The organism is Roseateles subflavus (assembly GCF_030285365.1).
In the GTDB taxonomy this organism is placed as follows: domain Bacteria; phylum Pseudomonadota; class Gammaproteobacteria; order Burkholderiales; family Burkholderiaceae_C; genus Roseateles_B; species Roseateles_B subflavus.
On record NZ_JASVDS010000007.1, the window covers coordinates 1 to 16,170 of the forward strand.

The following is a 16,170-nucleotide window of genomic DNA, read 5'->3' on the forward strand; positions in this document are numbered from 1 at the left end:
GATGTCCGCGTAATGGCTGCCCAGCACGCCCCCGGTCAGGTCCCCCAGGTAGCCCGCACCGATCGCCTCGATCAGCCCCAGCACGATCCCGCCCAGCATGGCGCCGGCCAGGTTGCCGATGCCCCCGAGCACCGCCGCCGTGAAGGCCTTCAGCCCTGGCATGAAGCCCATCGAGTGCTGCACCGTGCCGTAGTTCGCCGCCCACATCAGGCCGGCCACCGCCGCCAGTGCCGCACCGATCACGAAGGTCGCCGAGATCACGAAGTCCGGCTTCACCCCCATCAGCCCCGCCACGCGCGGGTTCTCCGCCGTGGCGCGCATCGCGCGGCCCAGCTTCGTGTGGTTCACCAGGTACATCAGCGCCGCCAGGATCACCACCGTCAGCACCAGGATCAGCACCTGCGTCACCGTGATCACCGGCCCGCCCAGATTGAACGGCTCGGTGGGCAGCAGCAGCGGGAACGGCTTCGGGTTCGGCTTCCACACGATCATCGCCAGCGTCTGCAGCAGCAGCGACATCCCCATCGCCGTGATCAGCGGCGCCAGGCGCGGCGCGCTGCGCAAGGGGCGGTAGGCGATCTTCTCGATCGTGAAGTTCAGCAGCGAGCAGACGACGATGGCGCACATCAGGCCAATCCCCATCAGCGCCCAGCCCGGCAGGCCGGAATCGGCCAGCGCCGTGGCCACCGTCCAGCTCACCAGAGCCCCGACCATCAGGATCTCGCCGTGAGCGAAGTTGATGAGGTTGATGATGCCGTACACCATGGTGTAGCCCAGTGCCACGAGCGCATACATGCTCCCGAGCACGAGGCCGTTGATGATCTGTTGGACCAGGATTTCCATCAATGACTCCACTTCCCTGCCGCCTCGACGAGGCAGCGTCCGGACTAGGAAAAGACTGCTTCCACGGCCCCCGGGCCCGCGGCACCGCAGCGCCAAGAAAAAAGCCCGCGACCTTCAGAGCAGCGGGCTGGGGTGCCAGGGGGACTCAGCATATGGGCGCGGATTTTAGGAGTGCGCCACCGACGCCACCCGCTGGGGATAACCCGCTGGCGCCGGGCCCGAAAACCACGCGCGGGGGTCAGGTCTCGCCGCGTCCCGAGCGGTCAGGGGTCCGATCACCGGCGGGGTCGGCGGCCTCGGCATTGAGCCGGCGCAGCTCGGCCAGGCGGTCGCCGATGCGGATCTCGAGCCCGCGCGGCACGGGCTCGTAGAAGCGCTGGTCTTCCAGCCCGTCGGGAAGGTACTGCTCCCCGGCCACGAAGGCGCCCGGGAAGTCATGCGCGTAGCGGTACTCATGCCCATAGCCCAGGTCCTTCATCAAGCGGGTCGGCGCGTTGCGCAGATGCAGGGGCACGGGCCGGCTGGCGTCCTGCTTGACCAGGGCCCGCGCGGCTTTGTAGGCGGTGTACACCGCATTGGACTTGGGCGCAATGGCCAGGTAGACCACCGCCTGCGCCAGCGTGAGCTCGCCTTCGGGGGAACCGAGGCGCTCGTAGGTGTCCGCCGCGTCCAGGCAGATCCGCAGGGCGCGCGGATCGGCCAGGCCAATGTCTTCGCTGGCCATGCGGATCAGGCGGCGGGAGATGTAGCGGGCATCGACACCGCCGTCGAGCATGCGGCAGAACCAGTACAGCGCGCCGTCCGGGTCCGAGCCGCGCACCGACTTGTGCAGCGCGGAGATGACGTCGTAGAACTGCTCACCGCCCTTGTCGTAGCGGCGCAGCTGCTCGCCCAGGGCGCGCTCGAGCTGCGTCTCGTCGATGCTGGACAGCCCGGGCGGTGCCAGCTGCGCGGCCGTCTCCACGGCATTCAGCAGGCGTCGCGCGTCGCCGTCGGCATAGGCCACCAGGCGCTTCGCCGCGGCTTGCGTGAACGGCGGGCAGCCCAGCGCCGCCTCGCCGCGACGCACCAGCGCGAGCAGGTCCTCCTCGTCCAGGGACTTGAGGACATGCACGCTGGCCCGGGAGAGCAGCGCCGAGTTGACCTCGAAGGACGGGTTCTCGGTGGTGGCGCCGATGAAGGTGAAGAGGCCCGACTCGACATGCGGCAGGAAGGCGTCCTGCTGGGACTTGTTGAAGCGATGCACCTCGTCCACGAAGACGATGGTGCGCCGCCCCTGCGCCGCCGCGACCTGTGCGCGTTCGACGGCCTCGCGGATCTCCTTCACGCCGCCCAGCACCGCGGAGATGCTGATGAACTGCGCATCGAAAGCCAGGGCCAGCAGCCGCGCCAGCGTGGTCTTGCCCACGCCGGGCGGCCCCCACAGGATCATGGAATGCAGGCGGCCGGTCTCGAAGGCCACGCGCAGCGGCATGCCCTCGCCCAGCAGCTGCCGCTGGCCGATGACCTCGTCCAGGTGGCGCGGACGCAGGCGCTCGGGCAGGGGCTGGTAGGCCGGCGCCTTGGCGCTGCCGGCGGGACGGGAAGGCGCCTGCGGGGCCGGGGCGGGCTCGTCGCCGAACAGGGATGCGTTCTCTGACATGGGGCGCTCAGCGCGTAGGCGTCACTGCTCCAGCAGGTCCACGCCCTTGGGGACCTCGAAGCGGAAGCGGTCGGCACCGATCGCCACATTGGTCTGCAGCTGGCTGAGCTGCATCAGCGAGCGCTGGCCGAAGGCGTCCAGCACCTCCAGCGCCGCCAGCTCGCGGCCCTTGAAGCCGACGCGCAGCTGCTGGATGTTGCCCTCCGCCTGACGCGGCAGCGCGAGCACCCACTCGAGGCCGCCCTCTGCGGGCTGGGCCTTGAGCTCGAAGTCCTTCTCGATGTTGCCGCCGGCCAGCAGGGCCGCGGGCGTGCCCGCCAGCGCCTGGCCGATGCGGCGCGAGCTGGCCTGGTTCAGGTCGGCATCGAAGGTCCAGACCTTCTGGCCGTCGCCCACGATCAGCTGCTCGAAAGGCTTCTGGTACTGGAAGCGGAACAGATTGGGGCGCTGGAACTCGAAGGTCCCGCTGGAAGTCTTCTTGCGCTTGCCGTCCGGCGCGGTGACCGTCTGGCTGAAGCTGGCGCGGCCGCTCTTCACCTCGCGCACGAAGTCCTTGAGCGACTGCACGGCGTCGGCCTGGGCAAGACCTGACCCCAGCATCAGGGCAGCCGCACACAGCAGGCGGCGGGTGGTGTTCATTCGAAGCATCGTCATTCGTCTCGCCTGGGCACGATCAGTTCGCGGCTGCCGTTGGTGGCCATGGCGCCGACAAGGCCGGACTTCTCCATCTGCTCCAGCAGGCGCGCCGCGCGGTTGTAGCCGATGCGCAGATGGCGCTGCACCAGCGAAATGGAGGCCCGCTTGTGCTGCAGCACCACGGCGACGGCCTGGTCGTACATCGGGTCGGACTCGGCATCGCCGCCCCCGGCCCCGCCGCCTTCGCCGCCCTCGGCCTCCAGCACGCCGCCTTCGAGAATGCCCTCGATGTAGTTCGGCTCACCGCCCTGGGCCTTCAGGTACTCGACCACGCGGTGCACCTCGTCGTCGCTGACGAAGGCACCGTGCACGCGCATCGGCAGGCCGGTGCCCGAGGCCATGTAGAGCATGTCCCCCATGCCCAGCAGCGCCTCGGCGCCCATCTGGTCAAGGATGGTGCGGCTGTCGATCTTGCTGGAGACCTGGAAGGACAGGCGGGTCGGGATGTTGGCCTTGATCAGGCCCGTGATCACGTCCACCGACGGGCGCTGCGTGGCGAGGATCAGGTGGATGCCGGCCGCGCGGGCCTTCTGGGCCAGACGGGCGATCAGCTCCTCGATCTGCTTGCCCACCACCATCATCAGGTCGGCCAGCTCGTCGATCACCACGACAATGAAGGGCAGGCGCTCCAGCGGCTCGGGCTGCTCGGGCGTGAGGCTGAAGGGGTTGTCGATCTTCTCGCCGCGCTCCTTGGCCTCGTCGATCTTCTTGTTGTAGCCGGCGAGGTTGCGCACGCCCAGCTTGGACATGAACTTGTAGCGCCGCTCCATCTCGCCCACGCACCAGTTCAGCGCGTTGCCGGCCTGCTTCATGTCGGTCACGACGGGCGCCAGCAGATGCGGGATGCCCTCGTAGACGCTCATTTCCAGCATCTTCGGGTCGATGAGGATGAGGCGGACATCGCGGGCCTCGGCCTTGTACAGCAGCGAGAGGATCATGGCGTTGATCCCCACGGACTTGCCGGAGCCCGTCGTGCCGGCCACCAGGCAGTGCGGCATCTTGGCGAGGTCGGCCACCACGGGCGCGCCGACGATGTCCTTGCCCAGACCCATGGTGAGCTGGGACTGTGCGTCGGCATAGACCTGCGAGCCGAGGATCTCGGACAGGCGGATGGTCTGGCGCCGCGCATTGGGCAGCTCCAGCGCCATGAAGTTCTTGCCCGGGATCGTCTCGACCACGCGGATGGAGACCAGGCTCAGCGAGCGAGCCAGGTCCTTGGCGAGGTTGACGATCTGCGAGCCCTTCACGCCGGTGGCCGGCTCGATCTCGTAGCGCGTGATCACCGGACCCGGCGAGGCCGCCACCACGCGCACCTCGACGCCGAAGTCGCGCAGCTTCTTCTCGATCATGCGGCTGGTCATCTCCAGCGACTCGGGCGTGACCGTCTCGACGCGCGGCGGGGCGGCGTCCAGCAGATCGACCTGGGGCAGCTTGGTGTCGGCCAGCTCGCTGAACAGCGTGGTCTGGCGCTCCTTGGCCACGCGGGTGGACTGCGGCACCTCGACGACCGGTGCCTCGATCACGATGGGCACATGCTCCTCGACGACCTGCCGCTCGACCTCGGCCACCTGCTCGCGTTCACGCTTGGCCTTCTTGCCGACGCGCTTGTCCTCGGCCACCTCGCGGCGGTCGACGTTGCGCTGACGGAATTCGTCGATGCGGGTGCCCACGAGCTCGGCCAGGCGCATCCAGGAGAACTGCAGAGCCATCGAGCTGCCGGCCAGCAGGGCCACGATCCAGACCAGGCCGGAGCCGGCAAACCCGAGCAGCTTCATGCTCCAGGGCCCCAGCGCATAGCCCAGCACGCCCCCGGCGTGGGCTCCCGGGAGGCGCGCCTCCCAGCCGTAGAGGCGGGTCCATTCCAGGGCGCAGCTGGCGCTCATCAGCAGCAGGACGCCCAGGGCCCACACGGCGCGGCGCTGCCAGACCGGGGTCTCGTCCACCACGGGCTCGGTGCGCAGCACGTCGGCCAGGCCGCTCAGCCAGCGGCGCAGGGCGATCAGCATCAGCCACCAGGCGGAATAGCCGAAACCGAAGAGCAGGAGATCGGAGACCCAGGCGCCGAGTGTGCCGACGCGGTTGCTCACGTGGTCCTTGCTGCCGGCGATGGAAAAGGCCGCGTCCGTGCGGTCATGCGTCAGCAGCGCCAGGAGCACCAGGCACCACAGCAGGCCGCCCAGGATCAGCCACATCGGCGTTCGCAGGGACGTCGCCGCCGGCGCGGGCGCCGGCCGGGCCTTCTTGGACTGGCGCTTGTAGACCTTGTCGGCCGGGGCGGCATCCTCCGCACCCGTGAGGGAACCCAGGGGAAAACTCATCCTGCGATTGTGACCCAGGAAAGCGGCCCTGCCGGCCGCCACCCGGACCCCATCTGCAACAGGATCAGTCGTGCAGGCGTTCCTTGATGACCACGGAGCCGTTCTCCAGCGTCTCGATGACGCCGCGGTCCTCCAGGTCCTTCATGACGCGGCTGACCATCTCGCGCGAGGCGCCGACGACCTTGGCCATGTCCTGGCGGGACACCTTGCCGCGGATGATCTTGATGCCCTTGTCTTCCTCGGCCATGTCCAGCAGGGTGCGGGCCACGCGACCGTAGACGTCCAGCAGGGCGAGCGACTCGATCTGGCGGTCGGCGTTGCGCAGGCGGGCCACAAGGCCGCGCAGGATGCCGTAGGAGAGGCTGCTGCTCTCGGGCAGGCAGCGGGCGAACTCGTTGCGGCCCAGCACGAGCATGTCGGTCTGGACCTCGGCGCGCACCGTGGCGGAATGCGACTCGCCGTCGATCAGGCTCATCTCCCCGACGTAGTCCCCCGCCTGGAGCACGGCCAGGATGACTTCACGACCCCGGTTGTCGGCCGTCAACACGCGGGCCCGGCCGTTCAGCAGAATGAACAGCGCGTTGGACTTGGTGCCCTGCTCCACCACCACCTCACCGCGCTTGAATCGGCGCTTGATCACGCTGTCGGCGATCGACTGCGCCTGGTCAGTCGTCAGCAACGAAAACAAGGGCACGCGACGAATCAGGTCCAGATTGGACAGCATGGCCATGAATGAGCTCCTAAGCTGTGGTCATTGGGGTGGCGTCAGGCTGGCGCCGCTTGACTTCCCTAGAATGGACGCATTGTGCCAATTAAGTCACGCACATTCATAGGGTTTGGCCCGAAACGTAAAACCTTGTCCCCTTGTGTGTCCTGACTGCAACCCCAGCTGAGAAACCATGACCCAAAACACCCGCCACACCCAGCTGCTGATCCTGGGCTCCGGCCCTGCCGGCTTCACCGCCGCCATCTACGCCGCGCGTGCCAATCTCAAGCCCCTGCTGATCACCGGCATGGCCCAGGGCGGCCAGCTGATGACGACCACCGAGGTCGACAACTGGCCCGCTGACGTCATGGGCGTGCAGGGCCCGGAGCTGATGCAGCGCTTCCAGCAGCATGCCGAGCGCTTCCAGACGGAGATCGTGTTCGACCACATCAACGAGGTCGACTTCTCCAAGCGCCCTTTCCTGCTCAAGGGTGACAGCGGCCACTACACCTGCGATGCCCTGATCATCGCCACCGGCGCCTCGGCCAAGTACCTCGGCCTGCCGTCCGAGGAGGCCTTCTCGGGCCGCGGCGTCAGCGCCTGCGCCACCTGCGATGGCTTCTTCTACCGCGGCCAGGAGGTGTGCGTGGTGGGCGGCGGCAACACCGCCGTCGAGGAGGCGCTGTACCTGTCGAACATCGCCAGCAAGGTGCACCTGATCCACCGCCGCGACAAGTTCCGCGCCGAACCCATCCTCGTCGACAAGCTGATGGAGAAGGTCGCAGCCGGCAAGATCGAGCTGCACGTCTTCCAGACGCTGGACGAAGTGCTGGGGGACCAGAGCGGCGTGACCGGCGTGCGCGTGAAGCACGAGAACGGCAGCACCAAGGACATCCCGCTGCACGGCTGCTTCATCGCCATCGGCCACCAGCCCAACACCGGCATCTTCCAGGGGCAACTGGAGATGAAGGACGGCTACCTCGTCACCCGCAGCGGCCTGAACGGCTTCGCCACGATGACGAGCGTGCCGGGCATCTTCGCGGCCGGCGACGTGCAGGACCACGTCTACCGCCAGGCCATCACCAGCGCCGGCACGGGCTGCATGGCCGCCCTGGACGCCCAGCGCTACCTGGAGCAGGCCCAGGGCTGATCGACGCGCCACGCGCATTTTTCCGCATGAACCGGCCGCCCCTGGGCGGCTGTTCCTTTTTCAGCTATACTCTTTGGCTTGCCTGCCGGATGGATCGCCCCTGAAAGCTCACGTCGTGAGTCTTTTGGGTTTAGCAGGCATAGAGCGGTCAATGGGATGCTGCGGCGCGGGAGAAACCGCGCAGTGGCATCTGGTAAAGAAATTCGAACCGGAGAAGCGTCATGGCACGCGTCTGTCAAGTCACGGGCAAGAAGCCCATGGTGGGCAACAATGTTTCCCACGCCAACAACAAAACCAAGCGTCGTTTCCTGCCCAACCTGCAGTACCGTCGTTTCTGGCTGGAAACCGAGAACCGCTGGGTGCGTCTGCGCGTGAGCAATGCCGCTCTGCGTCTGATCGACAAGGTCGGTATCGAACAAGTCGTCGCTGATCTGCGCGCCAAGGGCGAGCTCTGATCTGATCCACTAAGCACCAAGGAGCAACAACATGGCATCCAAAGGCGGACGCGAAAAGATCAAGCTGGAATCCTCTGCCGGCACCGGTCATTTCTACACCACGAACAAGAACAAGAAGACCACGCCCCAAAAGCTGGAATTCATGAAGTTCGACCCCAAGGCCCGCAAGCACGTCCTGTACAAGGAAACCAAGCTGAAGTAATTCAGCCCGGCTTGCAAGCCCATGAAAAAACCCGCCAAGCGCAAGCTGGCGGGTTTTTTTCATTGGGGCCGGGCCCCAGGAGGCAGGCCTCAGCGGGACGCGGCCTTCTTGCCGAACTCGGTGTCGAACCACTTGTCGATCATCGGCTTCTCGTAGCGCAGCGGGTCGCCGTCGTTGTAGCGGGCACTGGTGCCGTGCAGGTAGTTCATGTCGGACAGCGCCGCCTTGCCCGACTTGAGCTCCTTGCCGCCCTCGACCACGGCGAAGGTGAAGTCCATCTGCGGCCACGTCACCTCGCGCAGCACACGGACCTCATCCGGCATGCCACGGCGCATGTCCATCTCACCGGCACGGTTGATTTCCAGCAGATCGATCTTCAGCGTCTGCCCGGCCGGCAGGCGCGCGGCAGCCAGCTTCTGGAAATGCTCGCTCAGCGACTTCTGGATGTCCTCGCGCTCCACGGTGGTACGGCCCAGGTCACGGTATTTGTCCAGGGGCTGGAAATGCATTTCCACCTCGCCCGCCTGCACGCCACCGGCCATCCCCACTCCCGCGACCAGGGCCAGCAGCCCGATCTTCCATTGCTTCATGGCATTCTCCTTTCACATGGTTTTCGTCTGAAACCCTGCCGCAGCGTAACACTCCGCCTGCAGGGATCCCGCTTCAACGCGGCCCCTGCCGTCGCGATGACAGGCCAGGGAAAACCATTATGTAGCCTTGACTATGAAAAAAGGCGCCCGCGAGGGGCGCCTTTACCGGGCTTTGCAAGGCTTCACACCGGGCAATGCCGGTGGGAACTGCCTCAGGCGCGGGCCGCGCGCAGATTCATGGAGAAGCTGCGCAGTTCGGCGATGCCGCTCTCCTCGGCCTTCTTGCACCAGGCCTGGAGGTCACGCACCAGCTGTTCGGCGGACACGTTCGTGCGCGTCCAGAGCTGGCGCAGCTCTTCGCGCATCGTCAGCAGCTTGTCGAGGGCCGGCGAGGCCGCGAGAACGCCCGCGATATCGCTCTGGACCGCCTGGGGAATGCGATCGGCATCGCGGTGCAGCCAGCGCTTGGCCAGCTTGAACTGCTGCCACTTGGCACTGTGCTGCTCGCCCTGGGCCTTCAGGCGGGCCAGCTCGATCGCGCAGGCGGCCTTCACGTTGCGGCCGTAGCTGGCCATGATCTCGTAGCGGTTGGCGATGATGGCCTCCAGCGTGGCCTTGTCGGCTTCAGCCTTGAGTTCACCCATCTTCAGCTGGGGCGCGGTCTTGCGGACCTTGGCCCAGCCGATCATCTCCATGGCACGGATGTAGGCCCAGCCGAGGTCGAACTCGAAGGGCTTGACCGAGAACTTGGCCGAGGTCGGGTAGGTGTGGTGGTTGTTGTGCAGCTCTTCGCCGCCAATGATCAGGCCCCAGGGCGAGACATTGGTGGAGGCATCCTGGGCCTCGAAGTTGCGGTAGCCCCAGTAGTGGCCGATGCCGTTGATCACGCCGGCGGCCCAGATGGGGATCCAGACCATCTGGATGGCCCAGATCGTGGCGCCGATGGCGCCGAACAGGGCCAGGTTGATGATCATCATCAGGGCCACACCCTGCCAGCTGTAGGGCGTGTACAGGTGGCGCTCGATCCAGTCGTTCGGCACGCCGTGGCTGTACTTGGCCAGCGTTTCCTGGTTCTTGGCCTCGGCGCGGTAGAGCTCGGAGCCGCGCAGCAGCACGGTCTCGATGCCGCGGGTCACCGGGCTGTGCGGGTCATCGACCGTCTCGCACTTGGCGTGGTGCTTGCGGTGGATGGCCACCCATTCCTTGGTCACCATGCCCGTCGTCAGCCAAAGCCAGAAGCGGAAGAAATGGGAGGGGATGGGCCCTAGGTCCAGGGCACGGTGGGCCTGCGCGCGGTGCAGGAAGATGGTCACGGAAGCGATGGTGAGATGCGTCACCACCAGCGTGTAGACCACGATCTGCCAGAAGCTGGCGCCCGTCAGGCCGTCGCTCAGCCAGTTGACGAGCACGTCGCGCACGATCATCAATTCATTCATTCAGTCCGACCTCTGCTTCCTTGAGAAGCGTCATGGGGATGTCAAAAAGCGCCTCAATTGTAGGGGAGATGCCCTAAAAGGCCGCTTGATCTATGTCTAGCCAACCGCGACCCGGCACCGCAAGCGCGCCAAAGTGGCGCTTTTCGGCATGGCGACCGGGGGCGTGCAAACGATCTCAGGCCTTGCGCTCCCAAATGGCGGCAAAGAAGCCGTCCACCCGGTGGCGATGGGGCCACAGGCGGATGAAGCCCTGCTCGCACAGGCCGGCCGCCTGCGTCACATGGGCCTTCTCGAGCACGGCGGCGGCATCCAGCGGGACGAAGTCCGGGTGCGCTTCGCCGAAGGCACGCGCGATCTCCTCGTTCTCGGCTTCCAGCAGGCTGCAGGTCGCATAGACCAGGCGACCGCCCGGCTTGAGCAGGCGCGCGGCGCTGTCCAGGATGGCCCGCTGCTTGACCTGCAACTCCGCCACTGCCTGCGGCGACTGGCGCCACTTGAGGTCGGGATTGCGGCGCAGGGTGCCCAGGCCCGAGCACGGGGCGTCGACCAGCACGCGGTCGATCTTGCCGGACAGACGCTTGATGCGATCGTCCCGCTCGTGGGCGATCTGGGCCGGGTAGACATTGGAGAGCCCGCTGCGCGCCAGACGCGGCTTGAGCGACTCCAGGCGATGGCCGGAGACGTCGAAGGCATAGAGGCGGCCGGTGTTGCGCATGGCGGCGCCCAGCGCGAGGGTCTTGCCGCCGGCACCCGCGCAGAAGTCCACCACCATCTCGCTGCGCTTGGCATCGAGGGCCAGGGCCAGCAGTTGGCTGCCCTCGTCCTGCACTTCCAGCGCTCCGCTGGTGAAGGCCTCCAGCTTGTTCAGCGCCGGCTTGCCCTGCACGCGCAGGCCCCAGGGCGAATAGGGCATGGTCTGGGCGTCGATGCCGGCTGCCTTGAGCTGCGCCTGGACGTCCTCGCGCTTCGCCTTGAGCGTGTTGACGCGCAGGTCCAGCGGGGCGCCCTCGTTCATGGAGGCCGCCAGCGCCCAGAATTCTTCCTCCCCCAGGCGCGCCAGCAGCGGCTCCGCCAGCCATTCGGGCATGTTGTGGCGCAGCTTGGGCGCCAGGCTGGCGAGGTCCACCTGGCGGACCTGCTGCAGCCATTCCTGTTCCTGGGGCTTCAGCGCGCCCTTGAGGCCGGCGTCGCCGCCCGCCCAGGCCAGGATGGCCAGACGGCGCTCCAGCGGGCCGGACCCCGACTGGGCCAGGCTCTGCAGCAGCGGCTTCTGGCGCAGCACGGCGTAGGTGGTTTCGGCCAGGGCGTGGCGCTCGCGCTGACCCAGGGCCTTGTTCTTGCGAAAGAAGGCAGAGACGACGCCGTCGGCCGGCGCGTCGAACTTGAGGACCGAACGCAGCAGTTCGGCGCAGAGATCGAGAAGGGCATTAGGATGCATCGCCGGATTATCCCAGGCCCGGCGCGGCTGCCCAACCGGCAGCGCCCGAGGCCCGACTTCCCCCCCGCCGCCATGACCGACAAAGCCCCCCTGCCGCCCCTGCCCCCGACGCCCCCCGGCCGCTACCGCCACTACAAGGGCCAGGACTACGAAGTGCTGGGCGCCGTGCGCCACAGCGAGACCGAGGAAGTGCTGGTGCTTTACCGCCCGCTCTACAACGACACCGGCCTGTGGGTGCGCCCCCATGCCATGTTCTTCGAGCCGGTCGAGGTGGACGGCCGCATGACGCCGCGCTTCGTGCTCGTCGAGGCATGAGCGCCCCGCAGGCTCACCGTCACGCGTTGGCGCGCTGGCGGCCCCGTGTGCTGATCGCGCTGGCCCTGGGTGCACTGCTGGCCGTGCTCTGGCCGACGCCGCTGCCGCTCGTGACCCGGCTGCTGCTGGGCTGGAACGCCGGCGTCTGGACCTATGTGCTGCTCGTGCTCGTGATGATGGGCCGGGCCGACGCCCGCCAGCTGCAGCGCCGGGCCCTGGGCATGGGCGATGGCGTGCCGGTGGTGCTGATGCTGGCCGTGACGGGCGCGCTGGCCATCCTCGCGGCGCTGGTCACCGAGATGAGCCAGGTCCGGCACGGCAGCAATGTCGTGGCCGGCTGGCCCTACCTGCTGCTGGCGCTGGCCACGGTGGCGGGCACCTGGCTGCTGCTGCCGATCGAGTTCGCGCTGGCCTACTCGCGCCTCTACCACCGCGGCGCCAGCGCCCCGCACGGGCTGGAGTTCCCGGGCGAGGACAAGGACCTCGACTACTGGGACTTCCTGTATTTCTCGATCACGCTGGCCGCCACCTCGCAGACGTCCGACGTGGTGATCAGCTCGCGCCGCATGCGCCGCCTGGTGATGATCCAGGCCCTGTTGTCCTTCGTGTTCAACACGGGCGTGCTGGCGCTGTCGATCAATCTGCTGGCCAGCCTCGTGGGCTGACGCGGCTCAGCTGAAGGACTGGCTCTCGCCGGCCAGCTGGCGCACGCGCGAGCCCTCGACGGCGATCTGGCCGCTGACGAACCAGCGCACCGCGGCCGGGTACATGCGGTGCTCGAGCTTCAGCACGCGGCCGGCCAGCGCTCCGGCATCGTCGCCGTCCAGCACCGGGACCACCGCCTGCGCCACCATCGGGCCATGGTCCAGTTCGGCCGTCACGAAATGCACCGTGGCGCCCGCGAAGCGGCAGCCGGCCTCGATGGCCCGCTCGTGCGTGTGCAGGCCCGGGAAGGCCGGCAGCAGCGAGGGGTGGATGTTGAGCATGCGGCCTTCGTAGTGGCGCGTGAAGCCGGGCGTGAGGATGCGCATGAAGCCGGCGAGCACCACGAGGTCAGGCGCAAAGCCGTCGATGACCTTCGCGAGTTCGGCATCGAAGGACTCGCGATCCGGGAAGGCCTTGTGGTCCACGACCGCCGTCGGCACGCCGTGTGCGGCCGCGAACTGCAGGCCGGCGGCATCCGGGCGGTTGCTGATCACGGCGGCGATGCGGGCGGGCCAGCCCTCGGCGGCGCAGGCCTTGACGATGGCCTCCATGTTGGAGCCGCGGCCGGAGATCAGGATCACGATGTGCTTCATGGGGCGCAAGTGTAGCCAGCGCCACGCAGGGTCTGCGCTTGACGGACGTCATGCGCCGGGCCGACTCCCTACAATCACGGGCTTCCTTCCGGCACGCGGCATCCCGCCCACGTGCCCCGCACAGAACACTCCATGAGCGACACCCCCACCCTGCCCCGCCAGCGCGTGCTCTCCGGCATGCGCCCCACCGGCGCCCTGCACCTGGGCCACTACCACGGGGCGCTGAAGAACTGGGTGAGGCTGCAGCAGGCCTACGACTGCTTCTTCTTCGTCGCGGACTGGCACGCGCTCACCACGCACTACCAGGACAAGTCCGTCGTCGAGCGCAACGTCTATGACATGGTCGTGGACTGGCTCGCCGCCGGCCTCGACCCCGAGCAGTGCACGCTCTTCATCCAGAGCCGCATGCCCGAGCACGCCGAGCTCTTCACCCTGCTGGCCATGAGCACGCCGCACAGCTGGCTGGAACGCATGCCCAGCTACAAGGACCAGGTCGAGAAGAACCGCGAGCTGGCCACCTACGGCTTCCTGGGCTATCCGCTGCTGCAGGCGGCCGACATCCTCATCTACAAGGCCGCCTTCGTCCCCGTGGGCGAGGACCAGGCCGCGCACGTGGAGGTGACACGCGAGGTGGCCCGCCGCTTCAACCACCTCTACTGCCCTGAAACGCCCATCCTCCCCGAGCCCCAGGCGCTGCTGACCGAGACCTCCCGCCTCACCGGTCTGGACGGCCAGAAGATGAGCAAGAGCTACGGCAATGCCATCGCCATGCGCGAGGCGCCCGAGGTGGTGGAGGACAAGATCCGCCGGATGCCCACCGACCCGCAACGCGTGCGCCGCGGCGACCCGGGCGAGCCCACGCGCTGCCCGGTCTGGGCGTTCCACCAGCTCTATTCCGACAGCGACACCCGCGCCTGGGCCGAGCAAGGCTGCCGCAGCGCGGGCATCGGCTGTCTGGACTGCAAGCAGCCGGTGATCGAGGCCATCCAGAAGGAGCAGGCCCCCTGGCGCGAGCGGGCCGACGAGTTCCTGGCCAACCCCAAGCAGGTCCACTGGATCGTGGAGGTCGGCACCGAGCGCGCGCGCGCCGTGGCCCGCAAGACGCTCAAGGAAGTGCGGCAGGCCATGGGCCTCGCCTACTGAAGCCCCACGAAGAGAAGCGCCCGCTGCAGTCCATGGCCGGCATCCACATCACCGACATCGAGGCCGCCATCAACTGGTGGCGCCAGCGCGTGCCCGGCGACGGGCTCAGCGCGTGCCCGCCCGTCCAGGCCCTGGCGGAGGTCTACGCCCTGCTCGTCTACCACCGCGAGAGCGAGTGCGACGAGGATTCGCTGCCCGCCGCGGCCCGCGAGGCCTGGCTGCGCTGGTACGACAGCACGCCCGATGCCCCCTGCATCGCCATCTGTTCCACGAGCCAGGGCGACGAGCTCTGCAAGGGCTGTGGCCGCACCTTCGACGAGGTGCAGAACTGGCCGGTGATGACGCCGGCCGAGAAGCGCGTCACCTGGCGCCGCATCACGCTCGAGGGCACGGCCTGGCGCTTCAACCGCTACGCCGAGCGCGCCCGGGAACGCCAGACGGGCGAAGGCGAGGCGCCGTGAGGGCCGCCCTCGGACGCCGACGCCATGGCAGCCTGAGCCGCATCCTGCCCCTGGCCTGGCCCGTGTTCATCGGCCAGCTGGCGGTGCTGGCCTATTCGACGATCGACACCCTGCTCGTCGCCCGCTATGCCGCGCTGGACCTCGCCGCGCTGGCCGTGGGCAACGCGATGTACACCAGCGTCTTCGTGGGCCTGATGGGTGTGGTGCTGGCCGTGTCCCCCGTCGCGGCCCAGCGCTTTGGCGCGCAGGACCATGAAGGCGTGGGCGACTGCCTGCACCAGGCCGCCTGGCTGGCGCTGGGCCTCACGGTGATCGGCGAGCTGATCCTGCTGTTCCCCGACCCGCTGCTCGCGCTGGCACGGCCCGAGCCGGCCGTCGAGGCCATCGTGCGGCGCCACCTGCACTTCCTGGGCCTCGCCCTGCCGGCCGCGCTGCTGTTCACGGCCTACCGCGGCTTCAACACGGCGGTGTCCCGCCCGAAGGCCGTGATGGCCCTGCAGGTCGGCGGCCTGCTGCTGAAGCTGCCACTGAGCGCCGGGCTGATCCATGGCGTGCCCGCGCTGGGCCTCGGGCCGATGGGCGCCCCGGGCGGTGCGATGGCCACGGCGCTGGTCGTGTGGTCCCAGCTGCTCCTGGGCCTCTGGGTGCTGCGCCGGGATCCGCACTACGCCGCCTTCGGCCTGCAGCGCGGCGGCCTGCATCCGCCCCGCCCGGCCCTGATCGGGCGGCTGCTGCGCCTGGGCGTGCCGATGGGGGCGTCCATCCTCATCGAGGTGACCGGCTTCACCTTCATGGCGCTGTTCATCTCGCGGCTGGGGGCCACCTCGGTGGCCGGGCACCAGTTGGCAGCCAACCTGGTCGCGATGATGTTCATGCTGCCGATGGCACTGGGCAATGCGACCGGCGCGCTCGTGGGCCAGCGCCTGGGCGCACGCGACTTCACCGATGCCCGGCGCCTGGGCTGGCACGGGCTGGAGATCGCGCTGCTGCTGTCCCTGCTGATGGGCGGGCTGGTGTTCCTGCTGCGGCGGGAGGTGCTGTCGCTCTACACGCCGGACCCCGCCATCCAGGCCGCCGCGTTGCCGCTGCTGCTGTGGGTGTGGCTGTTCCACGCGGGCGATGCCTGCCAGGCCATCGCGGCCTCGGTGCTGCGCGCACACCACGTGGCCCTGGCGCCCATGCTCGTGTATGCCGTGGCCATCTGGGGCCTGGGGCTGGGCGGGGGCTACTGGCTGGCATTCGCGCCGCCGGCCTGGCTGCCGGGCTTCTGCCGGGGCGCCAGCGGCTTCTGGCTGGCCGCCAGCCTGGGGCTGCTGATGTGCTCGGCGGGCCTCGTGGCACTCATGGCCTGGGTCCACGGCCGGGAGCGGCAGGAGGCCGGCGACGCCGCGGCCGCCGCGCCCTGAGGTGACGCGAGGGCCGCGCCTCGTACGAGGGTCGGACAGCGCATCGGCAAGACCCGGCTCAGCGGAGCGGG

17 protein-coding genes are annotated in these 16,170 nt (G+C 68.3%); 8 read left to right on the forward strand and 9 right to left on the reverse strand.

The annotated features are described in order from the left end of the window. From QRD43_RS19650 to QRD43_RS19670, 5 genes are all read right to left on the reverse strand, one after another. On the reverse strand, positions 1–843 hold an 843-nt coding region (locus QRD43_RS19650; protein WP_285984203.1), incomplete at its 3' end, for a branched-chain amino acid ABC transporter permease. A 238-nt stretch (positions 844–1,081) separates the two neighbouring features. After that, entirely contained in the window at positions 1,082–2,485 is a 1,404-nt protein-coding gene (locus QRD43_RS19655; RefSeq protein ID WP_285984204.1) for a replication-associated recombination protein A, read from the reverse strand. 21 nt (positions 2,486–2,506) lie between these two features. Beyond that, positions 2,507–3,124: an outer membrane lipoprotein periplasmic chaperone LolA gene (gene lolA / locus QRD43_RS19660; RefSeq protein ID WP_285984205.1), complete on the reverse strand. Its 618-nt coding sequence runs from the start codon at positions 3,122–3,124 to the stop codon at positions 2,507–2,509. Between the two features lie 11 nt (positions 3,125–3,135). After that, on the reverse strand, positions 3,136–5,373 hold the full coding sequence (locus QRD43_RS19665) for a DNA translocase FtsK (protein WP_285984342.1): 2,238 nt from the start codon (positions 5,371–5,373) through the stop codon (positions 3,136–3,138). A gap of 190 nt (positions 5,374–5,563) precedes the next feature. Then, positions 5,564–6,229: a Crp/Fnr family transcriptional regulator gene (locus QRD43_RS19670; protein ID WP_285984206.1), complete on the reverse strand. Its 666-nt coding sequence runs from the start codon at positions 6,227–6,229 to the stop codon at positions 5,564–5,566. A 169-nt stretch (positions 6,230–6,398) separates the two neighbouring features. Between QRD43_RS19670 and trxB the strand changes: the two genes are divergently transcribed. The 3 genes from trxB to rpmG all read left to right on the forward strand — a co-directional run bounded on the left by trxB (position 6,399) and on the right by rpmG (position 8,012). Further along, positions 6,399–7,355, forward strand: a complete 957-nt coding sequence (gene trxB / locus QRD43_RS19675) for a thioredoxin-disulfide reductase (protein ID WP_285984207.1) — start codon at positions 6,399–6,401, stop codon at positions 7,353–7,355. 221 nt (positions 7,356–7,576) lie between these two features. Further along, positions 7,577–7,810 (forward strand): 50S ribosomal protein L28, encoded by a 234-nt coding sequence (gene rpmB / locus QRD43_RS19680; RefSeq protein ID WP_183106657.1) that lies wholly within the window; start codon positions 7,577–7,579, stop codon positions 7,808–7,810. 31 nt (positions 7,811–7,841) lie between these two features. Further along, positions 7,842–8,012, forward strand: coding sequence for a 50S ribosomal protein L33 (rpmG, locus tag QRD43_RS19685; protein WP_285984208.1), 171 nt, complete (start codon positions 7,842–7,844; stop codon positions 8,010–8,012). Positions 8,013–8,101: 89 nt separating this feature from the next. Here the strand turns inward: rpmG and QRD43_RS19690 are convergent, their stop codons facing one another. The 3 genes from QRD43_RS19690 to QRD43_RS19700 form a co-directional block, all read right to left on the reverse strand. Beyond that, the gene (locus QRD43_RS19690) at positions 8,102–8,602 is read right to left on the reverse strand and encodes a DUF3016 domain-containing protein (RefSeq protein WP_285984209.1); all 501 of its coding nucleotides are present in this window, start codon (positions 8,600–8,602) and stop codon (positions 8,102–8,104) included. 212 nt (positions 8,603–8,814) lie between these two features. Then, entirely contained in the window at positions 8,815–10,038 is a 1,224-nt protein-coding gene (locus tag QRD43_RS19695) for a DesA family fatty acid desaturase (protein WP_285984210.1), read from the reverse strand. A gap of 175 nt (positions 10,039–10,213) precedes the next feature. Then, positions 10,214–11,476, reverse strand: a complete 1,263-nt coding sequence (locus tag QRD43_RS19700; RefSeq protein ID WP_285984211.1) for an RsmB/NOP family class I SAM-dependent RNA methyltransferase — start codon at positions 11,474–11,476, stop codon at positions 10,214–10,216. A 72-nt stretch (positions 11,477–11,548) separates the two neighbouring features. Here QRD43_RS19700 and QRD43_RS19705 point away from each other — a divergent pair, with 72 nt between their 5' ends. Both QRD43_RS19705 and QRD43_RS19710 read left to right on the forward strand, forming a co-directional pair. Next, positions 11,549–11,791, forward strand: a complete 243-nt coding sequence (locus tag QRD43_RS19705; protein ID WP_285984212.1) for a DUF1653 domain-containing protein — start codon at positions 11,549–11,551, stop codon at positions 11,789–11,791. Beyond that, positions 11,788–12,456 (forward strand): DUF1345 domain-containing protein, encoded by a 669-nt coding sequence (locus QRD43_RS19710; RefSeq protein WP_285984213.1) that lies wholly within the window; start codon positions 11,788–11,790, stop codon positions 12,454–12,456. Before QRD43_RS19705 ends, QRD43_RS19710 begins: the two co-directional genes overlap by 4 nt. Positions 12,457–12,462: 6 nt before the next feature. Here QRD43_RS19710 and purN read toward each other — a convergent pair whose 3' ends face one another. Then, positions 12,463–13,089, reverse strand: coding sequence for a phosphoribosylglycinamide formyltransferase (gene purN, locus QRD43_RS19715; RefSeq protein ID WP_285984214.1), 627 nt, complete (start codon positions 13,087–13,089; stop codon positions 12,463–12,465). Between the two features lie 150 nt (positions 13,090–13,239). Between purN and trpS the strand changes: the two genes are divergently transcribed. From trpS to QRD43_RS19730, 3 genes are read left to right on the forward strand one after another with little or no spacing between them, the layout of a single operon-like run. Further along, positions 13,240–14,232 (forward strand): tryptophan--tRNA ligase, encoded by a 993-nt coding sequence (gene trpS, locus QRD43_RS19720; protein ID WP_285984343.1) that lies wholly within the window; start codon positions 13,240–13,242, stop codon positions 14,230–14,232. Positions 14,233–14,264: 32 nt separating this feature from the next. Next, the gene (locus tag QRD43_RS19725) at positions 14,265–14,693 is read left to right on the forward strand and encodes a DUF3717 domain-containing protein (RefSeq protein WP_285984215.1); all 429 of its coding nucleotides are present in this window, start codon (positions 14,265–14,267) and stop codon (positions 14,691–14,693) included. Then, the gene (locus QRD43_RS19730) at positions 14,690–16,099 is read left to right on the forward strand and encodes an MATE family efflux transporter (protein WP_285984216.1); all 1,410 of its coding nucleotides are present in this window, start codon (positions 14,690–14,692) and stop codon (positions 16,097–16,099) included. The genes QRD43_RS19725 and QRD43_RS19730 overlap by 4 nt, the downstream gene beginning before the upstream one ends. Positions 16,100–16,170: the final 71 nt, after the last annotated feature.